Source organism: Ferrimonas futtsuensis DSM 18154 (assembly GCF_000422645.1).
Lineage (GTDB): Bacteria > Pseudomonadota > Gammaproteobacteria > Enterobacterales > Shewanellaceae > Ferrimonas > Ferrimonas futtsuensis.
In genome coordinates this window covers 75441-102407 of the sequence record NZ_KE383897.1, presented here as the reverse complement: position 1 = coordinate 102407, position 26967 = coordinate 75441, and the positions used below count along the sequence as shown (strand labels likewise).

27 protein-coding genes and 2 riboswitches are annotated in these 26967 nt (G+C 60.7%); of the genes, 5 read left to right on the top strand and 22 right to left on the bottom strand.

Annotated features, from left to right (window positions below; translation table 11 throughout):
* Positions 1-28: 28 nt before the first annotated feature.
* From G505_RS22595 to G505_RS0119735, 6 genes are read right to left on the bottom strand one after another with little or no spacing between them, the layout of a single operon-like run.
* Entirely contained in the window at positions 29-721 is a 693-nt protein-coding gene (locus tag G505_RS22595; RefSeq protein WP_169628236.1) for an ABC transporter substrate-binding protein, read from the bottom strand.
* On the bottom strand, positions 609-1520 hold the full coding sequence (locus G505_RS22150) for an ABC transporter ATP-binding protein (RefSeq protein WP_051216524.1): 912 nt from the start codon (positions 1518-1520) through the stop codon (positions 609-611). Before G505_RS22150 ends, G505_RS22595 begins: the two co-directional genes overlap by 113 nt.
* Positions 1513-2463, bottom strand: a complete 951-nt coding sequence (locus G505_RS0119750; RefSeq protein ID WP_028111099.1) for a FecCD family ABC transporter permease — start codon at positions 2461-2463, stop codon at positions 1513-1515. The genes G505_RS22150 and G505_RS0119750 overlap by 8 nt, the downstream gene beginning before the upstream one ends.
* The gene (locus G505_RS0119745) at positions 2460-3197 is read right to left on the bottom strand and encodes an ABC transporter permease (protein WP_028111098.1); all 738 of its coding nucleotides are present in this window, start codon (positions 3195-3197) and stop codon (positions 2460-2462) included. The genes G505_RS0119750 and G505_RS0119745 overlap by 4 nt, the downstream gene beginning before the upstream one ends.
* Positions 3190-4056, bottom strand: coding sequence for an ABC transporter ATP-binding protein (locus tag G505_RS0119740; protein WP_028111097.1), 867 nt, complete (start codon positions 4054-4056; stop codon positions 3190-3192). Before G505_RS0119740 ends, G505_RS0119745 begins: the two co-directional genes overlap by 8 nt.
* Before the next feature lie 46 nt (positions 4057-4102).
* Positions 4103-5074 (bottom strand): sirohydrochlorin cobaltochelatase, encoded by a 972-nt coding sequence (locus tag G505_RS0119735; protein WP_028111096.1) that lies wholly within the window; start codon positions 5072-5074, stop codon positions 4103-4105.
* A gap of 109 nt (positions 5075-5183) precedes the next feature.
* A riboswitch (cobalamin riboswitch) is annotated at positions 5184-5386 on the bottom strand.
* Between the two features lie 173 nt (positions 5387-5559).
* Between G505_RS0119735 and G505_RS0119730 the strand changes: the two genes are divergently transcribed.
* Positions 5560-5970, top strand: a complete 411-nt coding sequence (locus G505_RS0119730) for a DsrE family protein (RefSeq protein WP_028111095.1) — start codon at positions 5560-5562, stop codon at positions 5968-5970.
* 34 nt (positions 5971-6004) lie between these two features.
* Here G505_RS0119730 and G505_RS0119725 read toward each other — a convergent pair whose 3' ends face one another.
* Complete coding sequence (locus G505_RS0119725; protein WP_028111094.1) at positions 6005-6436, bottom strand: hypothetical protein; 432 nt, start codon at positions 6434-6436, stop codon at positions 6005-6007.
* Between the two features lie 387 nt (positions 6437-6823).
* Between G505_RS0119725 and G505_RS0119720 the strand changes: the two genes are divergently transcribed.
* Positions 6824-8038, top strand: coding sequence for an NnrS family protein (locus G505_RS0119720; protein WP_028111093.1), 1215 nt, complete (start codon positions 6824-6826; stop codon positions 8036-8038).
* Between the two features lie 74 nt (positions 8039-8112).
* On the top strand, positions 8113-9468 hold the full coding sequence (locus G505_RS0119715; protein WP_028111092.1) for an ammonia-forming cytochrome c nitrite reductase subunit c552: 1356 nt from the start codon (positions 8113-8115) through the stop codon (positions 9466-9468).
* Here G505_RS0119715 and cobD read toward each other — a convergent pair.
* Genes cobD through G505_RS0119645 form a run of 14 tightly spaced genes read right to left on the bottom strand, consistent with a single transcriptional unit; the run spans position 9459 to position 23097 of the window.
* Entirely contained in the window at positions 9459-10508 is a 1050-nt protein-coding gene (cobD, locus tag G505_RS22145) for a threonine-phosphate decarboxylase CobD (RefSeq protein WP_035385600.1), read from the bottom strand. The genes G505_RS0119715 and cobD overlap by 10 nt on opposite strands.
* Complete coding sequence (gene cbiB / locus G505_RS0119705) at positions 10508-11422, bottom strand: adenosylcobinamide-phosphate synthase CbiB (RefSeq protein WP_051216522.1); 915 nt, start codon at positions 11420-11422, stop codon at positions 10508-10510. The genes cobD and cbiB overlap by 1 nt, the downstream gene beginning before the upstream one ends.
* Complete coding sequence (locus G505_RS0119700) at positions 11416-12390, bottom strand: TIM barrel protein (RefSeq protein ID WP_028111090.1); 975 nt, start codon at positions 12388-12390, stop codon at positions 11416-11418. Before G505_RS0119700 ends, cbiB begins: the two co-directional genes overlap by 7 nt.
* Positions 12390-13151 (bottom strand): adenosylcobinamide-GDP ribazoletransferase, encoded by a 762-nt coding sequence (cobS, locus tag G505_RS0119695; protein ID WP_028111089.1) that lies wholly within the window; start codon positions 13149-13151, stop codon positions 12390-12392. The genes G505_RS0119700 and cobS overlap by 1 nt, the downstream gene beginning before the upstream one ends.
* A complete protein-coding gene (locus G505_RS0119690) occupies positions 13148-14458 on the bottom strand; it encodes a cobyrinic acid a,c-diamide synthase CobB (RefSeq protein WP_035385599.1) in 1311 nt (436 codons plus the stop codon). The genes cobS and G505_RS0119690 overlap by 4 nt, the downstream gene beginning before the upstream one ends.
* Entirely contained in the window at positions 14455-15921 is a 1467-nt protein-coding gene (locus G505_RS0119685) for a cobyric acid synthase (protein WP_035385598.1), read from the bottom strand. Before G505_RS0119685 ends, G505_RS0119690 begins: the two co-directional genes overlap by 4 nt.
* A gap of 4 nt (positions 15922-15925) precedes the next feature.
* Complete coding sequence (locus G505_RS0119680; RefSeq protein WP_028111086.1) at positions 15926-16990, bottom strand: nicotinate-nucleotide--dimethylbenzimidazole phosphoribosyltransferase family protein; 1065 nt, start codon at positions 16988-16990, stop codon at positions 15926-15928.
* A complete protein-coding gene (locus G505_RS22140; protein ID WP_035385597.1) occupies positions 16987-17604 on the bottom strand; it encodes a histidine phosphatase family protein in 618 nt (205 codons plus the stop codon). Before G505_RS22140 ends, G505_RS0119680 begins: the two co-directional genes overlap by 4 nt.
* Positions 17601-18110, bottom strand: a complete 510-nt coding sequence (gene cobU / locus G505_RS0119670) for a bifunctional adenosylcobinamide kinase/adenosylcobinamide-phosphate guanylyltransferase (protein WP_028111085.1) — start codon at positions 18108-18110, stop codon at positions 17601-17603. The genes G505_RS22140 and cobU (G505_RS0119670) overlap by 4 nt, the downstream gene beginning before the upstream one ends.
* Complete coding sequence (locus G505_RS0119665) at positions 18107-18925, bottom strand: cobalamin-binding protein (RefSeq protein ID WP_035385596.1); 819 nt, start codon at positions 18923-18925, stop codon at positions 18107-18109. The genes cobU (G505_RS0119670) and G505_RS0119665 overlap by 4 nt, the downstream gene beginning before the upstream one ends.
* Positions 18922-19443, bottom strand: a complete 522-nt coding sequence (gene cobU, locus G505_RS0119660) for a bifunctional adenosylcobinamide kinase/adenosylcobinamide-phosphate guanylyltransferase (protein ID WP_028111083.1) — start codon at positions 19441-19443, stop codon at positions 18922-18924. The genes G505_RS0119665 and cobU (G505_RS0119660) overlap by 4 nt, the downstream gene beginning before the upstream one ends.
* Complete coding sequence (locus G505_RS0119655) at positions 19440-20411, bottom strand: FecCD family ABC transporter permease (RefSeq protein ID WP_245568407.1); 972 nt, start codon at positions 20409-20411, stop codon at positions 19440-19442. Before G505_RS0119655 ends, cobU (G505_RS0119660) begins: the two co-directional genes overlap by 4 nt.
* 13 nt (positions 20412-20424) lie before the next feature.
* Positions 20425-21258, bottom strand: a complete 834-nt coding sequence (locus G505_RS0119650) for an ABC transporter ATP-binding protein (protein WP_051216520.1) — start codon at positions 21256-21258, stop codon at positions 20425-20427.
* 42 nt (positions 21259-21300) lie between these two features.
* On the bottom strand, positions 21301-23097 hold the full coding sequence (locus G505_RS0119645; RefSeq protein ID WP_028111080.1) for a TonB-dependent receptor domain-containing protein: 1797 nt from the start codon (positions 23095-23097) through the stop codon (positions 21301-21303).
* A 188-nt stretch (positions 23098-23285) separates the two neighbouring features.
* Positions 23286-23469: riboswitch (cobalamin riboswitch) on the bottom strand.
* A 261-nt stretch (positions 23470-23730) separates the two neighbouring features.
* Between G505_RS0119645 and G505_RS0119640 the strand changes: the two genes are divergently transcribed.
* Both G505_RS0119640 and G505_RS0119635 read left to right on the top strand, forming a co-directional pair.
* Positions 23731-25023, top strand: coding sequence for a MipA/OmpV family protein (locus G505_RS0119640; RefSeq protein WP_028111079.1), 1293 nt, complete (start codon positions 23731-23733; stop codon positions 25021-25023).
* Positions 25024-25097: 74 nt separating this feature from the next.
* On the top strand, positions 25098-25694 hold the full coding sequence (locus tag G505_RS0119635) for a DUF5610 domain-containing protein (RefSeq protein WP_028111078.1): 597 nt from the start codon (positions 25098-25100) through the stop codon (positions 25692-25694).
* 62 nt (positions 25695-25756) lie between these two features.
* Here G505_RS0119635 and G505_RS0119630 read toward each other — a convergent pair whose 3' ends face one another.
* Positions 25757-26965, bottom strand: a complete 1209-nt coding sequence (locus tag G505_RS0119630; RefSeq protein ID WP_028111077.1) for a DUF5692 family protein — start codon at positions 26963-26965, stop codon at positions 25757-25759.
* Positions 26966-26967: the final 2 nt, after the last annotated feature.

The following is a 26967-nucleotide window of genomic DNA, read 5'->3' as shown; positions in this document are numbered from 1 at the left end:
TGATCAGCCTGTTTCAGCCGGGTATTGCTTAAAGGTCCGCCTTCAGCGAAGACTCTTCGCCCAAAAACAGGCGGTTAAGCGCAAGGGCCAGATCGAAAGAGTGACCATTGGCCCGGGAAAACGCGAGCTGATCCACCGCCAGCTCCTTCGCCTTGAGCCTGGCGTAGTGGGGCCGGCTTAAAGGCTTTGACGGACTGCGGTTCATCGGGCCCACCTGATAGAGGTAGAGTTCCGGGCGATTCATCAACACCGCTTCCGGACTGAACTTGATCAGCTTGCGACTGGAGGGGGCCAACAACTCTCCCCCGGCGGCCTTGATGATGTCGGCGACAATGTTGCCTCTGCCGGCGATGGTCAGTGGCATCTCGGTCACCTCGAAGATCACCCCGGGGGCACGGGGCACAGGTCGCAGTTGCGCTCGCAAGGCGCTGAGCTCGGCAACAAGCTTGGCAGCCCTGGGCTGACACTCCAGGGCCTGGCCCAACTCCGCCACCCCACTGAGCACCCCGTCCAGAGTCACCGGGTTATAGATCAGAGTCTCCGCCCCAACCAGGCTCTGCATCTCTGAGCTGAAAAAGCGCTCTGAGCCCAGCACAATCAGGTCCGGCTTAAGGCTGCGCACCAACTCCAGGTTGGGTTTGATGTGGCTGCCTACCTTGAGGGCATGGGGAAAATCCTCGTTGGAGCGGGTGACGCCCACCACCTTGTGGGACTGATCCAACCGCTGAAACAGATCCCCCGCCGCCGGAGCCAGCAGCACCACCCGCTGATAGGCCTGGGCGGTGGCGGCGAAAAGCAAAAGCGCGAGAATCCACAGACACCGATACATGGTACACCTCTGATAATATTTCCGGGGTCACCCCTGCTCGGGGCACGTCAAACAACAATTTCCCCTGCTTGAAAAACAGGAAGCGATCGAAATGGTCATAGGCCAGGTTGATGTCGTGCACCGCGGTCACCACGGTGGCATCCAGGCTGGCCAGATGGGCAAAGATCTCCAGGGTATGGCGTACATCCAGGCTGGCACTGGGTTCATCCAGGAAAATCACCGGCGTCTGCTGGTTCAGCACCCGGGCCAGCATCACCCGCCTCTGCTCGCCGCCGGACAGCTCTCCGTAACTGCGATGGCGATACCTCAGCATGTCCACCCGCTCCAGGTTGGCGCAGCTCAGCGCCCTGTCCTCCTGGCTGTAGCCCTGAGGCCCCAAGTGAGCGAAACGCCCCATCAAGGCCACCTCCTCCACGGTCAAGGGGAAGGAGACCTCGGAGAATTGGGCCAGCAGGGAGAAGGTTTTAGCCCGCTCATTGAAGGGGATCGCCGCCAATTCGCGGCCGTCATAGGCGATGCTGCCCACCCGGGGCTGGGCTAGGCCGGTCATCAGGGACAACAGGGTGCTTTTGCCGCAGCCGTTCTCCCCCATCAGGGCCACCTTCTCTCCCGGGGCAATCACCAGATGGTCGAGCTCAAGCTGGAAACCGGAACGATGAAACGACAATTGAGTCAGTAGGATCTCAGCCATGCCACAGTGCCTCGCGACGGGTTTGAAGCAGATAGAAGAAGAATCCGCCGCCTAAGATGGCGGTGATGATCCCCACCGGCAGCTCGGCGCCGCCGGGGATCACCGTGCGGGACAGGGCGTCGGAGGCCACCAGCAGGCCACTGCCCATCAGCGCCGAATAGAACAGGTTCAGCTTCATGTCGCTGCCAAACAGACTGCGGGCCACATGAGGCACGATCAGCCCGACGAAGCCGATGATGCCGGAGAAGCTCACCGCCACCGCCACCATCAAGGTGGAAAAGACAAAGGCCCAGCTGCGCAACCGCTTCACATTGACCCCCAGACTCTGGGCTGAGGCCTCATCCAAGCTGAGCAGGTTCAGTGCCTGCGCCCGGCGGCTGAGGAAGAGGTATACCCCGGTCAACAGCACGGCACACAGCAGCAGCCTGTCCCAGCTCACCAGAAAGATCCCTCCCATCAGCCAGTAGACGATGGCATTGAGGGAGTCCTCGAAGTAGTACTTGGAGAAGCTGATGATGGCGGAGGCGACAATGTTCATCACCACGCCGGCCAAAATCATGGTAATGGGGTTGATGCGTCCCCGGGTCTGGGACAGGCGATACACCAAGCCAAGGCCGCCCAATCCGGTGGCAAAGGCGCACAGGGCCACCCAGTGACCCGGCACGCCCAGGGCGATGGCCAGCACCGCCCCCAGCGCCGAAGAGGACGCGGCACCTGTGGTAAAGCTGTCCGCCAGGGGGTTTTTCAGGGTCAGCTGATAGACACTGCCGGCGAGCCCCAGCATGGCGCCGATAAGGGCGGCAAACAGCACCCTGGGCAGCCGCAGCTCCACCAAGATCCCTCTGCCCACCTCATCCAGCTGCAACGGATTCAGCCATTGGGGGCCGGCCAGGGTGGCTGCGGCGCAAGCCAGCAGCAGTATTGCCAGGCTGAGGAGTCTCAAGGCTCCATCCTCTTCAGGGTGTGCAGCGCCACCATCGCCAACACCAGATTGAGCCCCGCCAGTATCCCCATGGAGACCAGGTCCAGACTCTGCCCCAACAAGGCGTGGCGCAGCAGATCGGCGCTGTAGGTCAGGGGCGAAAGCGCCGCGGCCCACTGAATCAGCTGCGGCATCTGCTCCACAGGGAAGAAGGTGCCGGAGAGAAACATCATCGGGGTGATGACAAAGGCGTTCATCGACGCCTGATCTCTGTGGTTTTTCATCTTCAGTGCCACGATGAAACCTATCTGGGCGAAGGCCGCCAGGTGAAACAGCAGGGAAAGCCAGAACCCCAGGCCAAAACTGAGCTGAATGCCACACAATGCCGCGTAGACCATGATGATCGCCACCGGGATCATCCCCCGGGTCACACCATAAAGGGTTTCCGCCGCCAGTACCTGCCAGCGCTGCACCGGCGCCAGCAGAAACTCCTCGAAGATCTTCAGGTAGAAGCGGCTGATGTTGATCTCCGTGGCGATGTTGTAACTCTGGTTCATGCTGGCCATGGCCAGCAGTCCAGGCAGCAGGAAGCTCAGGTAATCTGTCCCCTGAACCACAGAGTCCTTGCCCACCCCAAAGCCAAACGCCATCAGGTAGAGGAAGGGGGGCACCGCCGCCGCCAGCACCACCCGAGGCAGTTTGCGGGACAGCACCCGCACTTCCCGATAATAGATTCCTACAATGCCATCAACCATGGGTCACTAACCGAGTGCCTGTCATCTGTAAAAACGCATCCTCCAGGGTGGTGGGACGCACGCTGCCGGACTCCTCGATCTCTCCCAGGCGGGCGAGAGCCAACTCCCTGCTGTCGAAAAACTCCACCCAATTGCCCTCCCCTACCCGCTCCAGGACGAAGGGGCCCAGGGTCTGGGTCAGACTGGTTACGTCACCATCGGCAATGACCCTGCCCTTATCGATAAACAGCACCCGGTTTGCCAGTCGCTCCGCCTCCTCCAGGTAGTGGGTGGTCAGCAAAATGGTGCACTCCTGGGCCCTATTGATGCGGCTAAGAAACTGCCACATGCTGCGGCGACTGTGGGGGTCCAACCCGACACTGGGCTCATCGAGAAACAGAATCCTGGGCCTGTGCATCAGGGCGCGGGCAATCACCAGCCGCCGCTTCATCCCGCCGGAGAGCTTGTCGGCGGTCACCTCCCTCTGTTCCATCAGCTCGGCAAAGGCCAGGCTGCGATCGATGGCCGAACTCAGCTGCTGGCCCCGCATGCCATACAGCAGCCCATGCACCCTAAGGTTCTCGGCGCAGCTAAGCTCGCGGTCCAGGTTGTTGTGCTGAGGCACCACCCCAATCAGGCGCTTCAGAGCCAGTCGATCGCTGCTGTAGGGCTCACCCATATAGCGGATTTCGCCACCGTCCGGTTGCAACAGCCCGGTCAGCATCTTGATCAGCGTGGTCTTGCCGGCGCCGTTGGGCCCCAACAAAGCACAAAACTCGCCAGAAACGAGTGAGAAGCTGACATCATTCACGGCCCTGCGCGTTCCAAAGGTGCGCGTCAGTTTGGCCCCTTCCAGCACCGGGCTGGGTTCAATGGTCATCATGGCTCTCCAAAATGCCGGGCTGACCTGCAGCCCGGCGACGGGATCAGTTCAATACAATGCCCGCTGCGTCTGCAGCGTCGGCCAGGTGTGCCAGGTAGCGTTGACGCACCTGAGGCGTCTCGCCCAGCCCCTTAAGCACCGGAGTCACCTCGATGCCCGCGCCCTGAAGCTGAACCTTCCATGAATCCTCCTCCTCGCCGGCCATGTCATTGGTGGCATGGTCTCCTGCCACCACCATCATCGGCTTGAGCACCACCTTGGTGATGCCATCCTCGGCCAGTCGCGATTTAAGACGGCCGAAGTCGGGGTGCCCCTCCACCAGGCCCACATAGATGCTGACGCCGGGATACTGCTGACTCATCAGCTCCTCGAGTTCGTAGTAGAGGCCGGTGGAAAGATGGTCATTGCCATGCCCCATGTAGACCAGGGCCGCGCCCTGTTCTTTCGCCATCGCCACGTCCGCCGACAGCGACTCAGCCAGCCTGGCGAGATCTTGCCGATACTCGAACTGCGGACCCCAACTGCCCATCAGCGGACGGCCCACTGCGATGCGGTTGAACGGCTTCCACCTGGCCTTGACGGTGTCGATGCCGGCCAGGGCATCGGTGTAGGCCAGCAGGTCGGTGAACTCCTCGCCATGGGTCAGCAAAGTGGTCTGAACCACGATGTCGCGGTAGCCCTGATCCTGAAGATCCGCCAGGGTGCCCAGCACGTTCTTCACCGAATAGAGAGATTCCGGGACCTCGGGGTGGGCAGCCCGGTACTCGGCATCATCACGACGGGCCTGCCAGCGTTTGCGGATGATGTTGGAGGTAAAGGCAAAGTGCACCGGCGTCTCCGGGTAGGCAGCCTGCACATCCCGTTGAATCTGCAAAAGTGAGCTCAGGGCGGAATCATAGCTGGTGCCAAAAGCGGCCAGGACAATGGCACTGGAGTGGTCAGTCTCACTGAGAGGCGCCGCAGACAGGTTGGCGCTAAGAAGAGCGGCGGCGGCCGCAATCTTAAGGGGTTTCATGGAGGTGAATTTCCTTTCGTGCCCAGGGGCACTGTGGACGGCCAAGGTCCGGAACTGTTGCTGGCGTCAGGGCGAGACCGACTGCTCCAGGGGTAGGCCCGCCCCGGGATCCAGCACGACAGCAAGGGCAGGTCTCCTGGCTTACGACTCGCGCTCCGCTGCCCTTCCCGGCCTGAGCCAGTGGCGTTTCAGCGGTGCGCTACCTGTTGGTAGGGCCGATTACAGTTGCGGGTACAGCCCGGATCTCTCATCCGGTTCCCTTCGCGGCCAGTTGGCTGCGGCACGTATGGCTCCCTTGCTGGGGCCATTGTAGAAACTGGCTTTGAGGGAAACACTGTGGAAAGTTGAAGTGATTTTGGCGAGTGCTTCAGGGCGTGATCCAGGTCCGCTTCGATTTTTGCCACTGCGCCTTGCTGTGAACTCGGACTCTACCTAGAGTTAATTGTGACCTTCCATCTGCCCCGATTCCGGAGGGAGGAAACACCATGAACATTGTCCGAGCCACCCTACTCATTCTGATGCTTCCCATGGCGGCCATCGCCCAGCCAACCAAAGTGGTTTTCCATATCGATGACCCCACTCAGGGGCGCTTCGCCCTGTACATGGCTCAGGATCATCTGCGGCTCAACCCGGAGATGAACATCACTCTGGTCGCCTATGCCGGCGGAGTGGACTTCCTGCTCAAGGGGGAAACGGACAGGGATAATAAAGCCTACGCGCCCCGAGTGGAGGCATTGATGGAGAAGGGCGTGCAGTTCCGCTTCTGCGCCTCCACGTTGCGATTCAGAGAACTCAGCAAGGATCAGGTATTGGCCGGAGTGGAGTTTGTCCCCTCAGGCACCCTGGAGATAATCCGACTGCAGTCTGAAGAGGGCTATGTCTACATCAAGCCCTAGAGAGGTCAGGGGAGCAGACAGCTCCCCTGTTTTTTTACAGGCAGATCAAGGCGTGCTGGCGTATCGCCTTTTCCAGATCAGGGAAATCGTTGATCTGCTCCGACACCACAAACAGCGGTTGCTGCCTGGCATCCTCCACCACCATCACCTGGGAAGTCCGATCGTAGTAGGCATCATCCACCTCCTGCCAGAGATGACGGATAAAGTTGCCATCGGCACTGGTAAGGGTAAAGCCCACCGGGTCCACCTGAATTTCGGTATTGAGGTAGGGGATCAACCTCAAGATCTGATAGGTCATGCGAAAGCAGCACAATCCCAGGGCGGAACAAAACAGAATCAGCGACCAGTGTGGATTGTCCACCCAGGTCGGAAACATCAAGGTGAGGATGCCGGCGATGGCCACCAGCGGCAGTTCGATGTGGACACGTTGTTTCACGTCATCGGGGTGAGTAAATACATGAGTCATGGTTCTGCTTCCCTAACTGAGGCGCCATCTCTTGCGCCTTTCCTACTCCCTAAGCCTATAACATGGCCCCAATTCGGTCACTTTTCCACCAAATATCACCCTCTTATACAAAATCAGTATGAATTTAGATCACCGAACTATTGCAATACCCCAAAAGACAACACTCCTTTTGTTGACCAAACTGAAGGGAGTGTCGGCGTATTTACCCCTTAAGTAATAGGCACTTGGTGAACCAGTTCACACTTTGCCTGAGCGCTTCAGACAGCTCTTGAGCATTCCCGAGTATTTCACTAAAGTATAACTGTCATTTTGAATGCACCTTTAGAGTTTGAGTTAGCCCCTCTCCAAAGACCGCCCTGAATGACACCCAATTTTGCAGGTGACCCTATGCTCAATATCGATGATCCCAACTTCAAAGACCCAACTCCGGCACTGTTCCGGCTTGGATTTCGTCCCATGTTCCTCGCCGGCGCCGCCGCTGCCGCGTTGCTGATCCCCTTGTGGTTGCTGGTCTGGTACCTGCCCGGGCAATCGCCGATTCTGAGCCCCAGCTTCTTTACCCCGGTGATCCCCATCTGGTGGCACCCTCATGAGATGCTGTTCGGGTTCGCCATGGCCATCGTCGCCGGGTTCCTGCTGACCGCCACCCAGAACTGGACCAATCAGCCTGGCCTCAAGGGTTGGCCCCTGGCCCTAGTGTTCTTGCTGTGGCTAGTGGCACGGGTCAGCCTGATGCTGCCCACCGCCATTCCCCTGTGGTTGCCCGCCGTGGCCGACGCCGGCTTCCTGCTGATCACCGCCGCCAAGATTGGCCACTCCATCATCAAGGTCCATCAGTGGCGCAACCTGGGTTTCCCTCTGCTGCTGCTGTTGGCCACCGGTGCCAACCTCTACAGCTACTACGCCCTCTACCAGAGAGACATGGTGCTCTCCACCACCCTGTGGCAGGCGATGATCTGGTGGATGGCACTGATGATCACCTTCGTGGGTGGCCGGGTGGTGCCGTTCTTCACCGCCATCCGCATCAAGAGGGGCAAGCCCTCTCCCCTGCCCTATCTGGACTGGCCGCTGTTTATCGCCCTGGCGGTACTGGCCGTCAACTCGGTCACCCATACCCTGAGCGGCGTGGCGCTGCAGGCTCTGCTGGTGGCCGCAGGTGCTCTGCAACTGGTACGTCAGGCCCGTTGGTTCCCCCACAAAACCCTGAAAGAGCCCATGTTGTGGTCGCTGCACCTGAGCTACCTGTGCATCGCCCTGGCCCTGCTGGGGATGGCCCTGTTCCTGGATAATCCCCATGTGGAGCGTCAAATGCTGCATCTGGTGGGGGTGGGCGCCATCGGCGGCATGTGTCTGTCGATGATCTCGCGGGTCTCCCTGGGGCATACCGGCCGCAACATCTATGAAGGCCCGGCCATGGCACCTGGATTTATGATGATCCTGGCCGCGGCCCTGATTCGCGCCTTTGGTCCCATCCTCTGGCCGGAGAACACCGTCGTCTGGCACTGGCTGGCCGCCAGCCTGTGGACCGCCGCTTTCGGCTTGTTCCTGTGGCACTATACCGGCATGCTGAGCAAGCCCAGGCTGGACGGACGCCCCGGATAAGCGAAGTGGGTGCAGGCGAGGCCTGCACCCTCGACTAAATTTACAGATAATCAGAAGAAGATAACGAGAACCCCATGCGCATCATCACTCCCCTGCTGCTGTCGGCCCTGAGCTTTAGCCTGCACGCCGCCGACGCCGTCCCCAATAGCTTCTGGAAGGAGCGCGCTCCCCTGGAGTACCAGTCCTGGCAGACCACGGAAAGCCAGGGCGAGCGTGAGGATATGCTGGCTCAGCGCCCCCAACTGGTGGTGCTCTGGGCAGGCAGTGCCTACGCAAAAGAGTTTCACAGCCCCAGGGGGCATCGCTTCGCCATCTCAGACGTGGCACAAACCCTGAGAACCGGGGTAGCGCCTGCACAGGGCCAGAAGGGGATGTCCGCCAGTTGCTGGACCTGCAAAGGGCCGGATGTACCCAGGATGATGGCCAAGCTGGGTGAAGAGGGGTTCTCTGGCAAGAACTTCACCGACCTGGGCACCGAGATGGGCAACACCGTCGGCTGCAGCGATTGCCATGAAACCGATTCCACCAAGCTGACCCTGAGCCGCCCCCATGCCCAGAAGGCGATGGCCAAGGTCAGCCTGCCCTTCAACGAACAGAACGCCGCCATGCAGGGTGCCCAGACCTGTGGCCAATGTCATGTCACCTACTACTTCCAGCCGGAAGCCAACAACAAGGTCAACATTCCCTGGATCTTCGGCAGCACCGCCGATGACATTGAGCGCTACTACGACACACGTCGTTTCTATGAGTGGTCCCACCCCATCTCCCGCACCCCGATGCTCAAGGCCAGGCACCCGGAGTTTGAGCACTGGAGCCGAAGCCACCACGCCAAGGAGGGAGCCACCTGCATCACCTGCCACATGCCTCAGGAGCAGGGTGAAAACGGCAAGAGCTTCAGTGAGCACCGGGTAGGCAACGCCCTGGATCGTTTCGATCAGGCCTGTGCCGGCTGCCACGACAGCAAGGCCGGCGTAGAGGCGGCCCTGAGGGTGAACAAAGAGAAGATCGACACGCTGCGGACCGAAGTGGAGATGCTGCTGGTCAAGGCCCACTACGAGGCCAAGGCGGCCTGGGATGCCGGCGCCGAATGGTACTTTATGGATGAGCCGCTGATGAGCATCCGTCACAGCCAGTGGCGTTGGGACTTTGCCGTCTCCTCCCACGGACTATATGCCCATAATCCTAAAGAGGGGGTGGAGCTTCTGACCACCGCCCTGTCTCAGGCGAAACAGGCCCGGGCTCAACTGGGTGAGATCCTGCTTCGCCTCAAGGTGGAGAAGGTGAGCTACCCGGATCTCTCCAGCAAAGAGGCGGTCCAGGCGGCGGTGGGGCTCGACATGGAGAAACTCACCGCCGAGAAGAAGGCCTACATCGACTCAGAGATCAAGAAGCACTGGCCAGAAGCGGCCAGCCGATTGCCTCACGAATAAGTGATCAGCAGTGGCAGCGCCTCGGCCAGGCGTTGCCACTGACTCTCATCCAGGGGCAGACCAAATCTCAGCCCATCCCCCTCATCGGTCAGCCGCACCAAGATCCCTTCACCACACAACTGTTTGTGCCAAATCGCCGCCCTGGGGTGATAGAGGGTCTGAAACAATCCGGTACCACAGAGTCTGCCCCCCAGGGGTTTGAGCTGTTGGTGCAAGCGATTTGAGGCCAACGTCAGCCGCTCAGCTTGCCGCGCCTGCCACTCCTTATCCTCCAACGCTCGGCGACAGGCGATACGACTGGGTCCCGCCAGGGTCCAGGGCCCCAGCTCATCGGTCAGCTGTGCCAACAGCCAGGGTTCGGCCAGAACAAAGCCGGCGCGGATTCCTGCCAGACCAAAGAACTTACCGATGGAACGCAGCACCACCAGACCAGGCTGAGGGCACAAGGGTGACAGGCTCTCGGCCGGTTCCACATCGGCGAACGCCTCATCCACCAGCAGCAGGCCATGACGGCACAGCAGCTGTTGGTGCCAGGCCAATAATGACCCCTTTTCCTGAACCTCTGCGGTAGGGTTATTGGGGTTGATCACCACCAAGGCAGCGATCTCCGGGGCCAGGACTTCGCCCGGGTGACCCTCATAATGAACCACCTGCCAACCGGCGCGCTGCCAGGCTTTCTGGTGCTCCTTGTACCCGACCCTGGGTAAAAGAACTTTGAGGCCGGATTGCCAACGCCCCTGGCTCTCCATGCGCCCACGCCAAAGCTTGGGTATGGCCTGGATTGCCGCCTGAGAACCGGCCACCGGCAACAGCGATGGGCAGCCATAATAGCTACGGGCGGCCGCTTCCAGGCCATCTTCACACTCGGGCAGCCGGTTCCAGCTAGCCACCGGCATCTCGCCGACCGGATAGGTCCAGGGACTGACGCCGGTGGAAAGATCCAGCCACTTCTCGAAGGGGATGCCATACTCTTCGGCGGCCTGACGTAGCCGACCACCATGGTGCAGAGCCGAGGGCGTTATCGATCTCAGCTCAGTCATCACAAGCCTCCCCAGAGCAGCAAACCGGTCAGGGCACACAGCACTGCCCAGGCCCAGGCGCCCCTGTCCACCAGGTTGACCGCGCGCTGCACCGACTCACCGGTGGGCGCCGGTCCCGACCCCAATTGAGGTTTCTCGCAGCTGTAGCCATCGTACTGGGCGGCGCCGCCCAGGGTCACCTGCAGGGCCGCGGCTCCGGCCGCCATCACCGGGCCGCCATTGGGGCTGGCGCACTGCCTGCCCTGTTCGCGGGCACAGCGCATCGCCTGCCCGGTGTGACCCTGCAGAGCGTAAGTGAGTACGGTTAACCGCCCGGGAAGCCAGCCCATCAGGTCATCCAGGCGGGCCGCGGCCCAGCCGAAGTTCAAATAACGGGGACTCTTGTAGCCCCAACGGGCGTCCAGGGTGTTGACGATGCGAAACGCCACTGCACCAGGCACCCCGGCAATCAAAAACCACAGCAGCGCACCAAACACCGCGTCGTTGCCATTTTCCAGCACAGATTCCATGGTGGCCGCCGCCACCTGGGTGTCACTGAGTCCGGCGGTCTTACGGCTGACCATATAACCCACCCGCTCCCTGGCCAGGGGCAGATCATCGGCTTTGAGGGCATCGGCCACCGCCTGCCCATGCTCGCCGAGGCTGCGATTCCCCAACACCAGATAGAGCACCAGCACCTGAGCCCACCAGGGCAGCGGCCACAGTAGCAGCAGTCCCAGGGGCAGAAGCAGCAACGCCACCGCCAGCACGCCCCGCTCAGTGTTGGGACGGTAGAGGCGGCGCTCAAGCCAGGAGATCAGTCGGCCCAGCCCCACCAAAGGGTGAAAGCGGCGTGGCTCGCCCAACAGGCGGTCCAACAGCAGAGCCAGGATGGGGATCATCAGGGTAAGCCACAGTGGCTGAGGGTCTAGCATGGGAGTACCAGGGTTCGTTGTTGTTCGATGGCCTCGCCCCAACCCTGCAACGAGTGCTGGGCCAGTTCGTGCACCAGATGGTCAGGCTCACAGGCCTCCACCAGGGGACGCAGATTCGCCTGAGTAAAGGGGTGGTGACCGTCGATGGTGCTGACGTGTTTCAGCGCCACCTCCAGCTCGTACCAGAAATCGGCGCAGCCCTTGTAGGGCTCGCTGCGACGTTTTGCCTGCTCGATGTAATCGCCGCTGAGGCTGCAGTTCAGATGCAATGCGTGGATCTCCTGACTGAGATCCAACCGCTTGAGCTCCTGCACCAGCCAGGCGACGCCGTCAGATTCGTTTCTGAGGGTGGTATTGGTGGCCATGCGATGACCGCTGTCGAAACACAGGCCGCAGTTATCATGGTTCACCAGTTGACGCAGAGTGTCGTACTCCTGGCGATCGTCCAGGCGGAAACTGCCGGGCCACCAAAGGTTCTCGAACAGCAGTTTGCCCTTGTAGCGGCTTTGGGCCAGGGCGGCGTTGAGCAACTCGGCGCACACCTCCAGGGTCTCGCGCCAGTGCCAGGGAAAGGCCTGAGTGAACAGGTTGTCCATGTCACAGGTGACCGGATGGAACACCACGTAGGGGATATTCAGATCCGCCGCCAGATTCAGCTGATGCACATAAGTATCCACCAGGCACTGGGGCTCCAGTCCGCCGTAGAAGTGCTCTACGGTCTGGCGATCGCCGAAGATCTTGAGCAGTTGTGGCCAGTCCTGGCGCCAGAACGGCGTCAGTATGGGAAAGAAGGTCAGGTGCAAACCGCCGGCCAGATCCGCCGGCACACTCTCTTTGGCCCAGAGCCCATGAGGGGCGTATTCGAAGCCGTCGAAAGACCAGCGACTGAGCCACTCTCTGGCCTCGGACCAATCTTTCAACAGGTGGCCCGGGGCGGGATTGACGGTGATGTTCAGCAGTTGCTTCATCAGAGCCAGCCCTGATTCATCATGGCCACCAGGGCGATGAGGGTGGCACACTCGGTCAGCTGCTGGGTGGCGCCCAGGGTATCGCCGGTATAGCCCTGGATGTGGCGATGCATCAGCCAGGTCATCAGAGCAAAGACACCACTCCACACCAGCGCCAACACCGCCGCCGCCTCATAAGGCAGCATCAGCAGCGGCAGGGCAGCGCAGATCATCAGCGCCAGCTGGTCGCCGAAGCCCGGCGAGTGCTGGCGTTGTGGGGTCTTACTGCCCTGCCCGGTTCTGGCGTAGGGCAGCAGTACCGGCACCAGTCCGGCCACCGCCCGGCTGCCAGCATGACTCACCAACAGCGCCACCATGGCCAGTCCCAGGTGCAGCTGAGTCAGGGCCACCGCCTTGATGGCCAGGGCGCCAATGAGGGCCAACACCCCGTAGGTGCCTATCTGACTGTCCTTCATGATCGCCAGCTTGCGATCCCGTTCCCAGCCGCCCCAGAAGCCGTCGAAGGTGTCCGCCAGACCATCTTCATGGAAGGCACCGGTGATCAGCAGCAGCAGAACCAGCACCGACACCACCGCCAGTGGCTGGCCCAACCAGGGCGTCAACACAGACAAAGCCCCTGCGGCTATAGCGCCCAACAACAAACCGATGAGGGCAAACCAGCGGGCGGAGCGGGCCACACTGTCCGGGTCGAAGGGCACCCAGGCGGGCATCCTCAGCCGGGTCAGAAACCCCAGGGCGGTCAGGATCAACTTGGGGTTCATGGGTGCTCCCCTAAAAACCAGTTGGCCACCAGGGCCGGCGCCGATGGGAAGTACCAGTGGACATAGGAGGCCACAACGCCCCCAAGCTGGTAAACGGGCTCGGCCACTTTCACACGCCCGGGCTGGGTCGCAGTGGCGATGGGCTCAAGTTGTATCTCGCTGCTGGAGTAGTGGAAGCAATGACCGCGAAGGGTGAAGCCCTGGATTTCGGCACTGAGCATGCCGATTCCCTGCAGACGCGACTGCATCTGGGCGCTGCCGGGGAGGACGCCCAGCATCTCTGTGCCCTCCCCCCATTTATCGGTCAGGTGCTCGAGCAGATAGAGCATGCCGCCACATTCGGCCACCACCGGATGACCGGCATCGGCAAAGTCGCGGATCTGTTGCATTAGAAGGGTATTGGCGGTGAGAGCCGGACCATGGAGCTCCGGGTAGCCCCCCGGCAGATAAAGGGCGTGGCACTGGGGCAGCTCATCGGTCAGGGGCGAGAAGTGCACCAGCTCGGCGCCGAGCCTGGTCAACAGCGCCAGGTTGTCCCGGTAGATAAAAGCGAAGGCAGCATCATCGGCTACAGCAATGGTGCGTCCCGTCAGGGGCCGCCCCACCATCTTCAGCACAGGGTCTTCAGGAACAGGCTCGAAGAGTACGGGTTCAGGCAGGGGCATGTTGCAGCTCTCGCCCAATTTGGCTGCGGCGGCATCCAGCCAGGCATCCAGATCGGGCAGCTCGCGGGCCTGCACCAGTCCCAGGTGTCTGTCCGGCAATGCCAGGCTCTCATCCCGGGGCAGCCAGCCGCAGAAGGCGATCTCCTCCGGCAGACTCTCTTCCAGCATCAGGGCATGGCCCGCGCTGCCCACCTTGTTGGCCACCACCCCGAACAGAGTGACGTCTTCGCGGTAATGGGCCAGGCCGCAGGCGATGGCGCCAAAGGTCTGAGCCATCTTGGCCGCCGGGATCACCGCCATGGCGGGCACCCCAAACAGGCTGGCCAGATCGGCACTGGAGCTGCGACCGTCGAACATCCCCATCACCCCTTCGATGAGGATCAGGTCGGCTTCGGCGGCGGCCGCGGCCAGGTGACGGCGACAGGCGGCCTCCCCCATCATCCCCAAATCCAGCTGATAGGCAGGCTGGCCGCTGGCGACCTCATGGAAGATGGGGTCGATAAAATCCGGTCCGGTCTTGAACACCCGCACCCTCTTACCCCGATTGCGCCAGTAACGGGCCATGGCGGCCACCACAGTGGTCTTGCCACTGTCACTGGCCGGAGCCGTCACCAACAGTGCCGGGCAGCTGTAACGGGTCATGACTGCCACCCCTTAAGACCGGCAAACACTTTGTCCAGATCCAGATACTGTTCCAGGCAATCGGCGAGGCGATCGATCCCCTGTTCTCGCAAGGCGTCCATATCCTGGGCCTGGGCGTGCTGCGCCTCCAGCCCGGCCCAGCGCAGCAGCAGGTTGCAGGCCTGGGGTTCATCGAACAGCCCGTGCAGGTAACCACCGAGGATCTGGTTACCAGGGTCGATGGCCCCGTCGGCCTCACCGGCCAGCACGAAAGGCTGGCTGGCGGTCACCTGACTGCGGCCGGCGTGGATCTCGTAGCCGGTCACCGGGGCACTCTCGCCTTCCAGAGACAGGCTGCCCTGCACCCGGGTCAGGCGCTTGTCGCCGGTGAGTACGGTGACCAGGTCCAGATAACCCAGGCCGTCGCTGCTGCCGGGCGCCCCTTCGACGCCGTCGGGATCCTCGATGCGCTGACCCAGCATCTGGTAGCCGCCGCAGATGCCGATCACCTTGCCACCGAAGCGCAGGTGGCGGGCAATCTGGCGATCCCAGCCCTGATCCCTCAGCGCCTGAAGATCGCCCCGGGTGCTCTTGGAGCCGGGCAGAATGATGAGATCCGCCGCAGGCAGGTCGTTGCCGGGACGGACAAAGGTCAGGTCCACCTTGGGGTGCAACCGCAGGGCATCAAAATCCGTGTGATTGGAGATGCGCGGCAACCCGGGCACCACCACCTTGAATCGGGCGTCCTCATCGGTCTGCTGCACATTGATGGCATCCTCCGCCTCCAGATACAGACCGCGCAGGTAGGGCACCACGCCGAGAACCGGGACACCGGTCTTCTGCTCCAGCCAAGCCAGGCCGGAATCGAGCAGGCTGGGGTCACCGCGGAAACGGTTGATGATAAAACCCTTGACCCTGGCCTTCTCGGTGTCGGACAGCAGTTCGAAGGTGCCATAGAGGTGGGCAAACACACCGCCCCGATCGATGTCGGCCACGATCACCACAGGGCAGTCAGACGCCTCGGCAAAGCCCATGTTGGCGATGTCATGTTCACGCAGGTTGATCTCTGCCGGGCTGCCGGCCCCCTCAACCAGGCGGGCCTGATAGCCCTGGCCCAGCTCCTCGAAGGTATCCAGCACCATCTGCATCAGCTTGGGCTTGTTTTCGTGGTACTCCCGGGCGTCCATGTCGGTAAGCGCCTTACCCCGGACAATCACCTGGGCACCGGTATCTGTATTGGGTTTGAGCAGCACCGGGTTCATCAGCACGCTGGGCTCCAGGCCACAGGCCTGGGCCTGAACCGCCTGGGCTCGGCCAATCTCGCCGCCCTCGGCGGTGACCGCACTGTTGAGTGCCATGTTTTGTGGCTTGAAGGGCGCAACCTTGATCCCCCGCCTCGCCAGAACCCGGCACAAACCGGCCACCATGACACTTTTACCTGCATCGCTGGTGGTGCCCTGCACCATCAGTTTGAATCCACTCATGCTGTTACCCGAATCGGTTCATGTGTTCGATGACGGCCCTGTCCAGCCCGTCGATGATCTCGGCCTGAGACAGGCCCAACTGCTCTGCCAACACCAGACAACCGCCCAGGCCACAGCCCTCCACCACCAATCCCTGTTCATACAGGTTAAGACAGTGGTGACGGCTCTGATTAAAGTCTGTGCGGTTAAGGCGAAGCTGCCACTGCCCGGGCAGATGCCCCAGTACCTTCTCGCCCTCTCCGGAGAGGACCCAGCGGGTGGTGTCCACCGACCCGCTCAACGTCGGCCGACTCTGGTGGGCCGCCAGCAGCGGCGCCACAAACATCATCCCCCCGGCCAGTCTCGGCAGAGGCAGCCCCTCAGGCCAGTGATGCAGGGTCTGATAGACCGCCCGCTGAATGGCATCATGGAATCTCTCATTGGCCAGCAGGGTGTCGACACAGAATCCTTGGCTGAGCTGGCGATACTCCTGCTCCAGCTGGGAGAGCAGCGTCTGTTTCTGCATCAGCTTGGCGCTGTCCTTGGTGCTGCCCGCCGGGGTCAGTCCCAATCCGGTCAGCAGCCTGAGCCACAGGGTGGAGAAGGTAGTGCCGCCCACGCCGCACTCAGCCAGGACGCTGATGTGGCCCTGCTCCGCCTGACTCAGCAGCTCGGGAAGAAGGTGACCCTCAATCAGTGCATCGGTGTTGGCCTCGACTCCGCCCAGGTGACGGACCGACGCCAGCCAGCCACTGTGGCCCACCTTTGGGGTCGCTACGCCGAAATTGAAACTGCGAAACGCCACCCTGAACCCGTTGGATGCCAGCAATTGCAACAGCCCCCGAGTCAGCACCGCCGGACTGATGCCACCGTTGCCCAGCAGGCCTTTGGCGGTCAAGGGCGTAGGCGCCGGCGGCGAGGTCAGCGGTGTCAGCGCTTCGCCGAAGCAGATCAGCTCCGAGTCCCGGGTCGGCGTCAGGTGCATCAGGTTTTTGCCCGCACCGGCATCACTGAGGTTGTGCAGCTCAGGCAACTGGGTTGCGGCCCCGTTGAGAATGTTGAAAACGATGGTTTGCGGTGCTGTGCTCATAAGGCCTCCTGGGGGTTATACAGCTCCACCAGTTGGGGCCACACCTGGCCCTGCTCATCCTGGTACAGGCTCAGGGTAATTCGCGCCGCATGCCCTAGGGTCACACGGCTCAGGTGGGCATTGCCCTGACGGCTGCCCTCCAGCAGCCAGGCCAGCACCAGACGCATCACCCCGGCGTGGGTGACCAGCAGCAAGCTTTTGCCTTTGTGGCGGGTTCCGTGCTCAAGCAGCGCCTGTTCCACCCGATTTTGCAGCGATTCGGTGGACTCACCGCCAGGAGGTGTTTCCTGCCAAGGTTCCTGCCAATAGAGTTCGAACGCACCATCGGTGCTTTGCCACAGGGTTTGAAAATCCAGACCGTCCCATTGACCAAAGTCCAGCTCCTGGAGCCTGGGCTCGATCTCAACGGGCAGCTGACGCTCCCGGCCCAGGGCCTGGGCAAAATCGGCGCAGCGCGACAGGGGGGAAGTGAAGATGGCGTCCACCTTCAGCTCCTGGCAACTTTGCTGCATCTGATGCCAACCATGGGGCGTCAGGCCAGGATCGGTGCGGCCCAACAGCCGGTCGGCCAGCTCGGGGCGACCGTGACGCACCAGGGTCAACAGGGTTTTCATCGGCGGGTCTCCTTCAACACGATCGGGTGGCCCGCCTGACTAAAGGTGACGGTCTGCGCCACCCGGGCGATGGCCTGATGCAGCTCACCGGCAGCAGCCACAAAGTCTCGGCTCATGGGGTCATCGGGAATCAGCCCCTGACCCACCTCGGTACTCACCAGCACCACCTCCGCCGACGTCGAGTCCAGGGCAGTGACCAGTTGATCGCGGGCCTGACTGAGATCCAACCCGGCCATCATCTGGTTGGTCAGCCACAGGGTCAGGCAGTCGATAAGCAGAAGCTGGCCTGCATCGGCCCGGGCAATGAGCTCAGCCAGTGCCAGAGGCTCCTCAATGCATTGCCAGTTACTTGGGCGACGGCTGCGATGCTGCTCAATGCGCTCAGCCATGGAGGGATGACTGCGGGCAGTGGCCACGTAGATCACCTGCCCCGACCAGAGACAGGCACGCTCCTCCGCCAGAGTGGATTTGCCACTGCGGGCGCCGCCGAGATAGAGATGAATCATTGCGCCGACTCCCGACGAACCTTATCGACCAGCTGACACACCATGGCCATGCCGTCGAGCACGCGCGGGCCGGTGCGGTGAACCAGGTCCCCCTGGATCTGAATAACATGCCCCTGCTTGACCGCAGGGATCTCAGGCCAGCTTTCCCAGGCCACTGCCTCCTGGTTACTGTTGCCGTGATACTGGGGCTTGAGGATGAGCTCAGGCATCCGGACCAGCACCTGCTCCATGGCCACCTGGGGGTAATCGGCGGTGCCGTCATCAAAGATGTTCCTGGCGCCGCAATCGGCGAGGATGCCGTTCATCCAGCCTCCGGAGACCGTGGTCAGGGGCTCAGGCCACACCTGGTAGAACACCTTCACCGGCTCGCCCTGGCTGTATTGCTGACGCAGCTGTGCCAGCCGGGTACGAAACGCTTCCGCACTCTTTTGTCCCTGAGCCTCCCGGCCGATGGCCACGCCCAGAGATTCAAGCTTATCGGCCACCTCGTCGACGCTGGTGACGCTGCTGTCGAACATGGGAATCCCCAGGGTTTGCAGCCGCTCGATGATGGGGGCCGAGGTGTCTTCAAAGGAGATCACCACCAGTTCCGGCTGCAGTTCCAACAGACGCTCGAGGTTCATATGATCGTAGCGGCCGATGCGGGGGATCGCCTTGGCCGCTTCCGGGTAATCGGCGTAATCCACCGTCGCCAGGATCTCCTCCCCAGCGCCGAGCTCAAACAGCATCTCCACCGAATGGGGGGAGAGGGCCACCAGGCGCATCGCCTGAGCCGGCAGGGCCATGAACATAATCAACAACACCAGAGCTCTCATGGACACTCCTTCAGTTCCAGGGGCAAACCGGCAAGGGTCAGGGTGACTCTGTCCATCAACGGGGAGAGATGCTGCTGCAGCCAGCCGCACTCATCCACGAAACGACGATTGCCCTCTCCCAGGGGCACCACCCCCTGCCCCACCTCATTGCCAATGAGGATCAGCGGGCCCGGCAGGCTGGGAAGGGTATCGAGCAGCGCCTCTTTGGCCCCGGGCCAGTCGCCGCCGAACAACTCATTGGAGAGCCACAGAGTCAGGCAATCCACCATAATCAGGGTGTTAGGTTGGCTGTGCTGTGCCAATAGATCCCCCAGGTTCCTGGGTGCTTCCAGCAGTTGCCAATTCTTGGGACGGCGAGACTGGTGATGAGCGATGCGCTGAGCCATCTCCTGGCCCTCGGCGGTGGCGGTGGCGATCACCACCACCTTGCCATCGGTTTGCTGTTGCCACTCAAGGGCGCGGGCCTGTGCCAGGGCACTCTTACCGGAGCGGGCACCGCCAGTGATCAACTGTTTCATGCCAGCCTCCTGCGCCGGTTAATCAACAAAGCGATAAAGAAGCAGCTGCCGAGGATGGCGGTCACCACCCCAACCGGCAACTCCTGATTGCCAAGGAGCTGACGGGCGAGCAGGTCCACCCACACCATCATCACTGCCCCGAACGCCGCGGTGGCCACTATGGTGGCACCGCTGGCCGCTCCGATAAGCATCCGTACTATGTGGGGCACCATCAGGCCGACAAAGCCGATGCCACCGCAATAAGCCACCAGGGACGCGGTAATCAGCGCGGTCAACAACAACATGCCCAGGCGCAGCGGCGCTACCGCCACTCCTTGGGTGTGAGCGCTTTCGTCCCCCGCCATCAAGGCCTGAAGAGGCCGCTGAAACTGATGGATGATCACCAGGGACACCAGCACCACCAACCCGGGGATCCACAGGGTGGCCCAGGTGGCCCGGCTGAAGCTGCCCAGGCTCCAGAACAGCACCGCCTGAATCGCCTGGCTGTCGCCGAAATAGAGCGCCAAGTTAGCCAAGGAGGAGAGCAGGAACGAGATGGCCACACCGGCCAGGATCAGCCCCTCAACCTGACCGTCTCTGGCCATCACCATCACCACCGCCACGGCGATCAGCGATCCCAGGAAGGCGCACACAGGCAAACCGAGCCCGGCCACTCCCAGGGTCAGGGCCAGAACCGCGCCCAGAGTGGAGCCGGCGGAGATGCCGAACAGATAAGGATCGGCCAGGGGATTACGGGTAACGCTCTGAAGCACAGAACCTGACACCGCCAGACCGGCGCCGCACAGCATGGCCAGCAACACCCGTGGCAGTCGCAGTTCAATGATGATGCGATCTGACAGACCCTGGGCCGCCTCGCCGGTGAGGGCGCGGCCCACCGCCTGGGCCACATCATAGGGAGCAATATCGGCGGAGCCGGTGGCCACGGCCACCAGAGGAGAGATCAGCAGCAGGGGCAAGAGCAGCAGCATCAGCTGCCCGGGTTTAAGCAAGGGCATAGTCGCTATTGTGGTAGTCGTAGGTAATTCTGGGGTGAGTGCCCTGAGGATGGGGGTCGATGCGAGCATCCACGCCGTAGGTCTGGGCGATCTGTTTCTGGGTCAGTACCTGACCAGGTTCGCCGAAGGCGGCCAGCCGCCCTTCGTGCAGCAACAACAGGCGATCGCAGTAGGCACTGGCCAGGTTCAGATCATGAATGGAGGCCACCACGGTAACCCCCAAGCCACGAAGCAGCTTGAGGGTGTCAATCTGGTAACGAATGTCCAGATGGTTGGTGGGCTCATCCAGCAGCAGCAGTTTGGGTTGCTGCAACAGGGCGCGGGCGATGAGCACCCGCTGACGCTCACCGCCGGAGAGCAGTTCGAAATGGCGATCAGCCATCTCGGTCAATTGCACCCGCTCCAGCATCTCCTCAATCTGGATGCGCTCTTTGCGACGATCCAACCTTTGCCACCAGTTACTCTGGGCCAACAGGCCCGTGGTCAGAAATTGACGCACGGTCATCGAAAATCCGCTGGGCAGGTGTTGGGTCACCACCGCCACCTCTCGGGCAAACTGGCGGCGACTCATTGTCTGGGTGTCTCGGCCCCCCAGCAACACGCGGCCACTGGTGGGGTCGAGGTAACGATAGAGGCAGCGAAGCAAGGTGGATTTGCCGACGCCGTTGGGGCCGAGCAGACCCACAAACTCTCCCTGGAATATGTTGAAGCTGATCCCGGAAAGTATGGTTCGGCGGCCATCGCCCCAGCCCAGGTTCTCCACCTCCAGTTGCAGGGGTGGCTGAGGGTTGCGGGGTAAGTCGTCAAATGCCTTAAACATGGCGCTGCCTCCGGCGGGCCGCAGAGCGGCCCGCGTTTTGGGTTAGAACTGGGTGTAGCTGACGCTCAGGAACCACTCGGCACCTGGACCATAGTATTCACCATTGGAGACGATCTCCTCATCCAACAGGTTATTGGCCTTCAGGCGCACTTTCCAGTTATCAGAGAACTCGTACCCCAGGCTCAGGTCCACCTTGTGGTAAGGGTCGAGGAAGTTATCACCCTTATCCTTGCGCTTACCCTGGTAGTGGTAGTCCAGAGTCAGGTCCCACTGGGTCCAGGCGTAGGAAGCCGAATAATCGAACTCGTGCTCACTGCGCCCCACCAACTGCTCATCCTTCTGCTTATCTTCGGCATCCAGGTAGGTGTAGGCTACTTGGTGATCCAGGCCAGATGTGGTGAAGTTAACACTCAGCTCCACCCCCTCCAACTGGGCTTCGGCGATGTTATCAGGCTTCCAAATGGGCCAGCCTGCTTCATTCAGCTCTTCGGTAGGTGCCCACTGAATTAGGTCTTCCACGTCATTGCGGAACACGCTCAGGTAGGCGTTATAGCCGTCGCCGGAGTAGCTCAGGGTCAGGTCGCTATTGCTCGCCGTCTCTGAACGCAGACCCGGATTACCCGAACCTGGCCAGTAGAGGTCGTTAAAGGTGGGAACCCGAAAGGCAGTACCATGGCCTGCGGTCAGTCGCCAGCCATTGCCGAACCGGTAGGCGGCGCTGAGGTTGTAGGAGGTCTCAGAATCGATATTCTCCACATCATCGTAGCGCACCGAGGCTTCCAGCAGCCAGGCATTAAGGTCGGCGCGGGCCAGGGCATAAACGCCCAAGACGTCACGCTCATCCTGATCGTAATCACCACCAACAGACTCGTTATAGAAATCCACACCGCCAATCAGGGTCAACACATCGCTGGCCAGATACTGGTTGCTCCAGCTCAGCTGCTCCCGACGGGTCTCGTAGATGCTGTGATCTGGGCTGCCATCACGGAAGTTGTCGTTGTAATCGCGAGCCTGGCCCACAGTCAGCTTGCTGGTGTAATCGCCCTGGTTGTACTGGGCACCCAGGTTCCAGAAGAAGTTGTCGAAGTCCGCTTCGTTGCCCCCGTAGGAGCTGTCGTATTCGTTGTTGCCGGTGTTGTACTGACCCACCCAGTGCAGCTGCCACTGATTGTTCAGGGTCTGCTCACCGCTGATGCCGGCGGTAATGCGATCAAAGCCATCATCGTCATCCTCGCCATCACGCTTGGCATCAAAACCATCGTTCTGCTCGGAAGATAGGGTCAGGCTGGTGCGACCATCGCCATGGCCAACGCCAACACCTGCCGCCAGGCGTCCATAGGCATCGCTGCCCACTGCGGCACCGGCATACCACTGGCCTTGGTCCAGCTTGCGGGTAAAGATCTGGATAACACCGCCGATGGCGTCACTGCCCCACACGGAAGCGCGGGGACCTTTCACCACTTCGATGCGCTCAATCTGCTCGGGAGAGAGGCTGGAGAAGCTGACCGAACCCAGGGTGGCGGAGTTGATGCGAATGCCATCAACCAGCACCAGCACATGATCGGAGTTGGCACCGCGAATGCTGATATTGGCATTCTGGCCCGCACCGCCATTGCGGGTGACGCTGACGCCCGGCAGGCGCTCAAGGAGATCGGCCACAGAGGTGGGGCTGATCTTCTCAATCTCAACCCGCTCAATGGTATTGATGATGGTCAGCTGCTGCTCAGGAGCCGAATCGAAGCGGTCACCGGTGACCACTATCACGTCCTCGGTCGCTGAGGCGGAGAAGGCGGCGCCCAAAGCCAGGGCAACCAGGGAGAAGCGCGTTTTTAAACTCATGGTGTTTCCTTTGAGTTAGAGTTTTAAAAGCGCGGGAATGCTCTCTAGGAGAGGTCGGTACGATCCTGTGGATCGCACGCATACAACAGACGTAAGCCAGATGGGTACGACTCAGAGGGCAAGCCTGTGGCTTACCTTGATACTCCAAATTGTTCGTTCAGGCTATCTGCTCAAGAAACCCGCTTGAGTCAAATCAGCAAACCGAGGTAGGTCTCCTGGCTCTCAGCATCCCAACCCTCTCCTTCCCGGTTTCCCAGTGGCGTTTTGAGGGTCGCTCTGATTACAGTTGCAGGTACAGCCGCGGATTCTCACCGCGTTCCCTGTTATGCGCTGGGGGTAAATCCCGTTCGCACCTTGGTTTGGAGGCATGATAACCATGCCACGGATTGAGATTGTGCCAGAGATCACGGCGCTTTCAAGAGGGAAAAATGTGTGTGAAAACCCACAGTCATTCTTTTGGTGGATTTCCAACAGCGGCCGTATAGACGTCCAAACCAGCCACCCCAAGGGTTTGCGACGACCGCCCTGCCCTGCTGATCCCTATTATTTGCCCGCCAAATTTTTTTCAGTTTTTTTTCACTCATAGGGTTTATGCTGGTTATAAGGAACAAAAAGACGTGAAATCTGGCACCTATGAAGAAGTTGATGGGCACAGTGGCCCTTTTATACAGTGGCCTGACTTTGGCCGTTCCCGGCAGTGGTCCACAACTGGACTGGGGCATCGCCATCGGCGTACGTTACGCGGACATCCCTTATGCCACCGAGGTAGACCAGGTTGCCGACATCGTGCCGCTGATGTTCTTCCATGGGGATGAGTTCTATCTGCATGGACTGGAAGCCGGCTATCACCTGTGGCAGCAGGATCAACACCAGGCCACCCTGTTTACCCGGTTTCGCTTCTTCGACATCCCCAGGGAGTTTCAGAACGACATCCAGGAGGACAGCTTCGACCTGGGTGGCCGCTATCGTTACATCCCACAGCCCGGCCACTTCATCGACACCGAACTTCTCAGTGACAGCCACGGCCGCAGTTATGGCCACCTGCGCTATGGGTTTGACCATCAATATGGATCTTTCACCTTCCAGCCCAGGATGCAACTGGACTGGCGCAGCCGCGAATTTGTCGAGCACTACTACGCCCTGGGCACCGGCGGGGGACGCTCTGACATCGGTATCAGCGCAGGCGTCGATCTCTCCTGGCATCTGATCAGCAACCTCTATTTCATCGGCAAGCTGGAAGGTTCCATGCTCGGAGAAGGCGCAGGCGACCTGCCCACCCTGGACAAGCGCTTCACCCTGGAAAGCTATGCGGGTATCGCCTTCTTTCCCGAGCCCGATAGCAACGGCCTGCATTTCTCCCGCGATCAGTTCAAGGGCCATTACCTTCGCGTCGCCCACGGCTGGGCCACCCCCTCCAACCTGGGAGAGATCCTGGGCTTCGACTGGGAGGAGGATCCCTACAACAATCAGCTCACTTCGGTGTTCTACGGCATCCCCCTGACCGACACCCTGTTTGGCCTGCCCATTGACCTCTACTTCACCCCAGGCGCGGTGTACCACCATAGCTCAGAGGTGCAAAAGACCAGTTATGAGGGCGTTGTGGCGATCAAGGCCTACTACACCATCGACTGGCCCCTACGCTGGCGCTTTGGTGTGGCCGAAGGGCTTTCCTACGTCAGCCGGCCCACTTACATCGAGCGCAGCGACCTGGAGGAAAAGGGGTATCGTCCATCCAAGCTTATGAACTATCTGGACTTCTCATTCGATCTCAATCTGGGCGATCTGTTCCAAAGCGCTGCGCTGGAACAGGTGTGGTTCGGCTGGAGCATTCACCACCGCAGCTCCATCTTTGAAAGCTCCTCTGCCTTTGGGCGCATCAAAGGGGGCAGCAATTACAATACCTTGTATCTGCAATGGCACTTCTGAGCACTTGACCCATTAAAGCGGTTCAATAATTGGTCGATAATAGAGTGAAAGCATCCTAGTCGAGGTATGAATTGATGGAAGTTCGCAATCATGGGGCAGAGGTCTCTCAGGTCGCCCGCAACAAGTCTGCCGATGGCAGCAATCACGGCCAGACCGTCTCTGAGGTCGCAAGAAGCAAGAGCCCGGCCCAGGCGGCCAAGGCGATGACCAACGCCAACATTGCTTCTGCCATGGAAAAGGTCAGCCTGAGCTCAGGTCAGGAGTCCATGGCCCTGCTCTACCGCGCTGCCGTCGAAGCCATAGACGAGCATCTGGCGCCGACCCTGGGAGAGAATGCCACCCAGAAAGGTCTGGAGGAAGGCATCGACTACTCACCACAAGCCACCGCAGACCGTATCGTGGGCTTTGCCACTCAGTTCTTTGAAACCTACCAGCAACAGAACGCCGACCTCTCCCTGGATGAACAGATCGACGGTTTTATCGGTGTCATCGGCGAGGCAGCAGACAAGGGCATCAATGAAGCCCGCGGCATTCTCGATGGTCTGCAGGTACTCGATGGCGACATTAAGGATAATGTGGACCTGACCCAGAGCCTGATGCATGAAGGGCTGCAAGCCTTCAGAGACAGCTTCTCTCAGGATGACGCTGCCAGCGAGAGCACCGACAGCTAAGCCAGACCACAAGATCGTCAAGGCCGCCCAATCAGGCGGCCTTTTCCTTGGTCAAACCAACATCAAGCCGCTGCGGGCTGTTGCTGCGCCAGACGCTGTTTGCGGAACTCCCACAGCTGAACCACACAGGCAATATTGAGCACCAAACTCAGCAGCGCCAGTGAGTAGGTCAGCACATCGTTTCTTGGGAAGATCCACAGGTTTCGTTCGTAGAACTCGGTGAAGGTGAAGTAGAACATGAACCAGGCCGCCAGGGTGTAGGCCCTGGCTTGTAGCCAGGTGCCCTCCTTGATGAGCAGCGCCGGAATGGTGGCCGCCACAATCACCATCAGCTGAGCCGAGGCAGATGCCGGGAAGTTCAGGTAGACGTAGACGAAGTTCCACACGTCGTAGGCGATGATCCACAGGGCGGTCATCTTGGGCCACACCATATCCTTCTGAGGTGAGTCGTCCGCCTTGATCCCTTTCCAGCCGTAGTAGCAGGTCAGAATCGACAGCACCCCGGCCACGCCGTTCAGCAGGTTGGGGGTAAAGCCCATGGTGAAGTCCTGGGCCACCGCTTCGGCGATATTGAGCGCCAAGAAGCCCACACAGAACAGCTTGGCGAAGGTGTACTTGTGCAAAGGGGTAAAGCGCATCAGCAGGAAGAACACCGACGCCGACACTACCGAGTAGATCTTGGCCCACTTAAACCAGTATGCGACCCCCTGATAGGGCCAGACGAAGACCGTCAGCAGCAGCGACAGGCCGACGAAGAAGGCAAAGCCACTCCACTTCACCAGACGGAACAGCTCATTGAGCGCCACCAGGATGATCAGCGTCAGCAGGATGTGGGTCTTGGCCTGAAACTCATACCAACGATAGAGGGTAAACTCGGTGTCCTTCTCCATCAGCTTCAGGGACTCCCCAGCCACATTGAGACTGACCGCTATGTTGTCGTGGTCCAGCACCGTCAGGGTGGCCTGATCGAAGTCCTTGATGAGCCCATCCCCCACAGGCAGGATGCGAATCTCGTCGCCTACCCGGGTGAAGGGGTGGGTCTCTGCCAGGTCCTCACCATTGAACTTTTTCTCTATGTAGACGGTGCCACCTCGATTGAACTCCATGTGGTAACTCAGTCCGCCGGTTCCGGGCACGCCCTCCAGCAGGATCTGGTAGGTGCCTAGGTCGTAGTTCTCCCGGGTGCCCTGCTCTGGCAATGCGGCAGCCAAAGCACTGCCTGCCAACATCCACAACAGCAGCGCCCCCATCAAACGATTCAGGTATCTCATAA

Bases quoted from the DNA above. Each gene is read 5' to 3' on its own strand.
- G505_RS22150 (WP_051216524.1), bottom strand. From the start codon at position 1,520: ATGGCTGAGATCCTACTGACTCAATTGTCGTTTCATCGTTCCGGTTTC.
- G505_RS0119745 (WP_028111098.1), bottom strand. From the start codon at position 3,197: ATGGTTGATGGCATTGTAGGAATCTATTATCGGGAAGTGCGGGTGCTG.
- G505_RS0119740 (WP_028111097.1), bottom strand. From the start codon at position 4,056: ATGACCATTGAACCCAGCCCGGTGCTGGAAGGGGCCAAACTGACGCGC.
- G505_RS0119735 (WP_028111096.1), bottom strand. From the start codon at position 5,074: ATGAAACCCCTTAAGATTGCGGCCGCCGCCGCTCTTCTTAGCGCCAAC.
- G505_RS0119730 (WP_028111095.1), top strand. From the start codon at position 5,560: ATGAACATTGTCCGAGCCACCCTACTCATTCTGATGCTTCCCATGGCG.
- G505_RS0119725 (WP_028111094.1), bottom strand. From the start codon at position 6,436: ATGACTCATGTATTTACTCACCCCGATGACGTGAAACAACGTGTCCAC.
- G505_RS0119720 (WP_028111093.1), top strand. From the start codon at position 6,824: ATGCTCAATATCGATGATCCCAACTTCAAAGACCCAACTCCGGCACTG.
- G505_RS0119715 (WP_028111092.1), top strand. From the start codon at position 8,113: ATGCGCATCATCACTCCCCTGCTGCTGTCGGCCCTGAGCTTTAGCCTG.
- cobD (WP_035385600.1), bottom strand. From the start codon at position 10,508: ATGACTGAGCTGAGATCGATAACGCCCTCGGCTCTGCACCATGGTGGT.
- cbiB (WP_051216522.1), bottom strand. From the start codon at position 11,422: ATGCTAGACCCTCAGCCACTGTGGCTTACCCTGATGATCCCCATCCTG.
- G505_RS0119700 (WP_028111090.1), bottom strand. From the start codon at position 12,390: ATGAAGCAACTGCTGAACATCACCGTCAATCCCGCCCCGGGCCACCTG.
- cobS (WP_028111089.1), bottom strand. From the start codon at position 13,151: ATGAACCCCAAGTTGATCCTGACCGCCCTGGGGTTTCTGACCCGGCTG.
- G505_RS0119690 (WP_035385599.1), bottom strand. From the start codon at position 14,458: ATGACCCGTTACAGCTGCCCGGCACTGTTGGTGACGGCTCCGGCCAGT.
- G505_RS0119685 (WP_035385598.1), bottom strand. From the start codon at position 15,921: ATGAGTGGATTCAAACTGATGGTGCAGGGCACCACCAGCGATGCAGGT.
- G505_RS0119680 (WP_028111086.1), bottom strand. From the start codon at position 16,990: ATGAGCACAGCACCGCAAACCATCGTTTTCAACATTCTCAACGGGGCC.
- G505_RS22140 (WP_035385597.1), bottom strand. From the start codon at position 17,604: ATGAAAACCCTGTTGACCCTGGTGCGTCACGGTCGCCCCGAGCTGGCC.
- cobU (WP_028111085.1), bottom strand. From the start codon at position 18,110: ATGATTCATCTCTATCTCGGCGGCGCCCGCAGTGGCAAATCCACTCTG.
- G505_RS0119665 (WP_035385596.1), bottom strand. From the start codon at position 18,925: ATGAGAGCTCTGGTGTTGTTGATTATGTTCATGGCCCTGCCGGCTCAG.
- cobU (WP_028111083.1), bottom strand. From the start codon at position 19,443: ATGAAACAGTTGATCACTGGCGGTGCCCGCTCCGGTAAGAGTGCCCTG.
- G505_RS0119655 (WP_245568407.1), bottom strand. From the start codon at position 20,411: ATGCTGCTGCTCTTGCCCCTGCTGCTGATCTCTCCTCTGGTGGCCGTG.
- G505_RS0119650 (WP_051216520.1), bottom strand. From the start codon at position 21,258: ATGTTTAAGGCATTTGACGACTTACCCCGCAACCCTCAGCCACCCCTG.
- G505_RS0119645 (WP_028111080.1), bottom strand. From the start codon at position 23,097: ATGAGTTTAAAAACGCGCTTCTCCCTGGTTGCCCTGGCTTTGGGCGCC.
- G505_RS0119640 (WP_028111079.1), top strand. From the start codon at position 23,731: ATGAAGAAGTTGATGGGCACAGTGGCCCTTTTATACAGTGGCCTGACT.
- G505_RS0119635 (WP_028111078.1), top strand. From the start codon at position 25,098: ATGGAAGTTCGCAATCATGGGGCAGAGGTCTCTCAGGTCGCCCGCAAC.
- G505_RS0119630 (WP_028111077.1), bottom strand. From the start codon at position 26,965: ATGAGATACCTGAATCGTTTGATGGGGGCGCTGCTGTTGTGGATGTTG.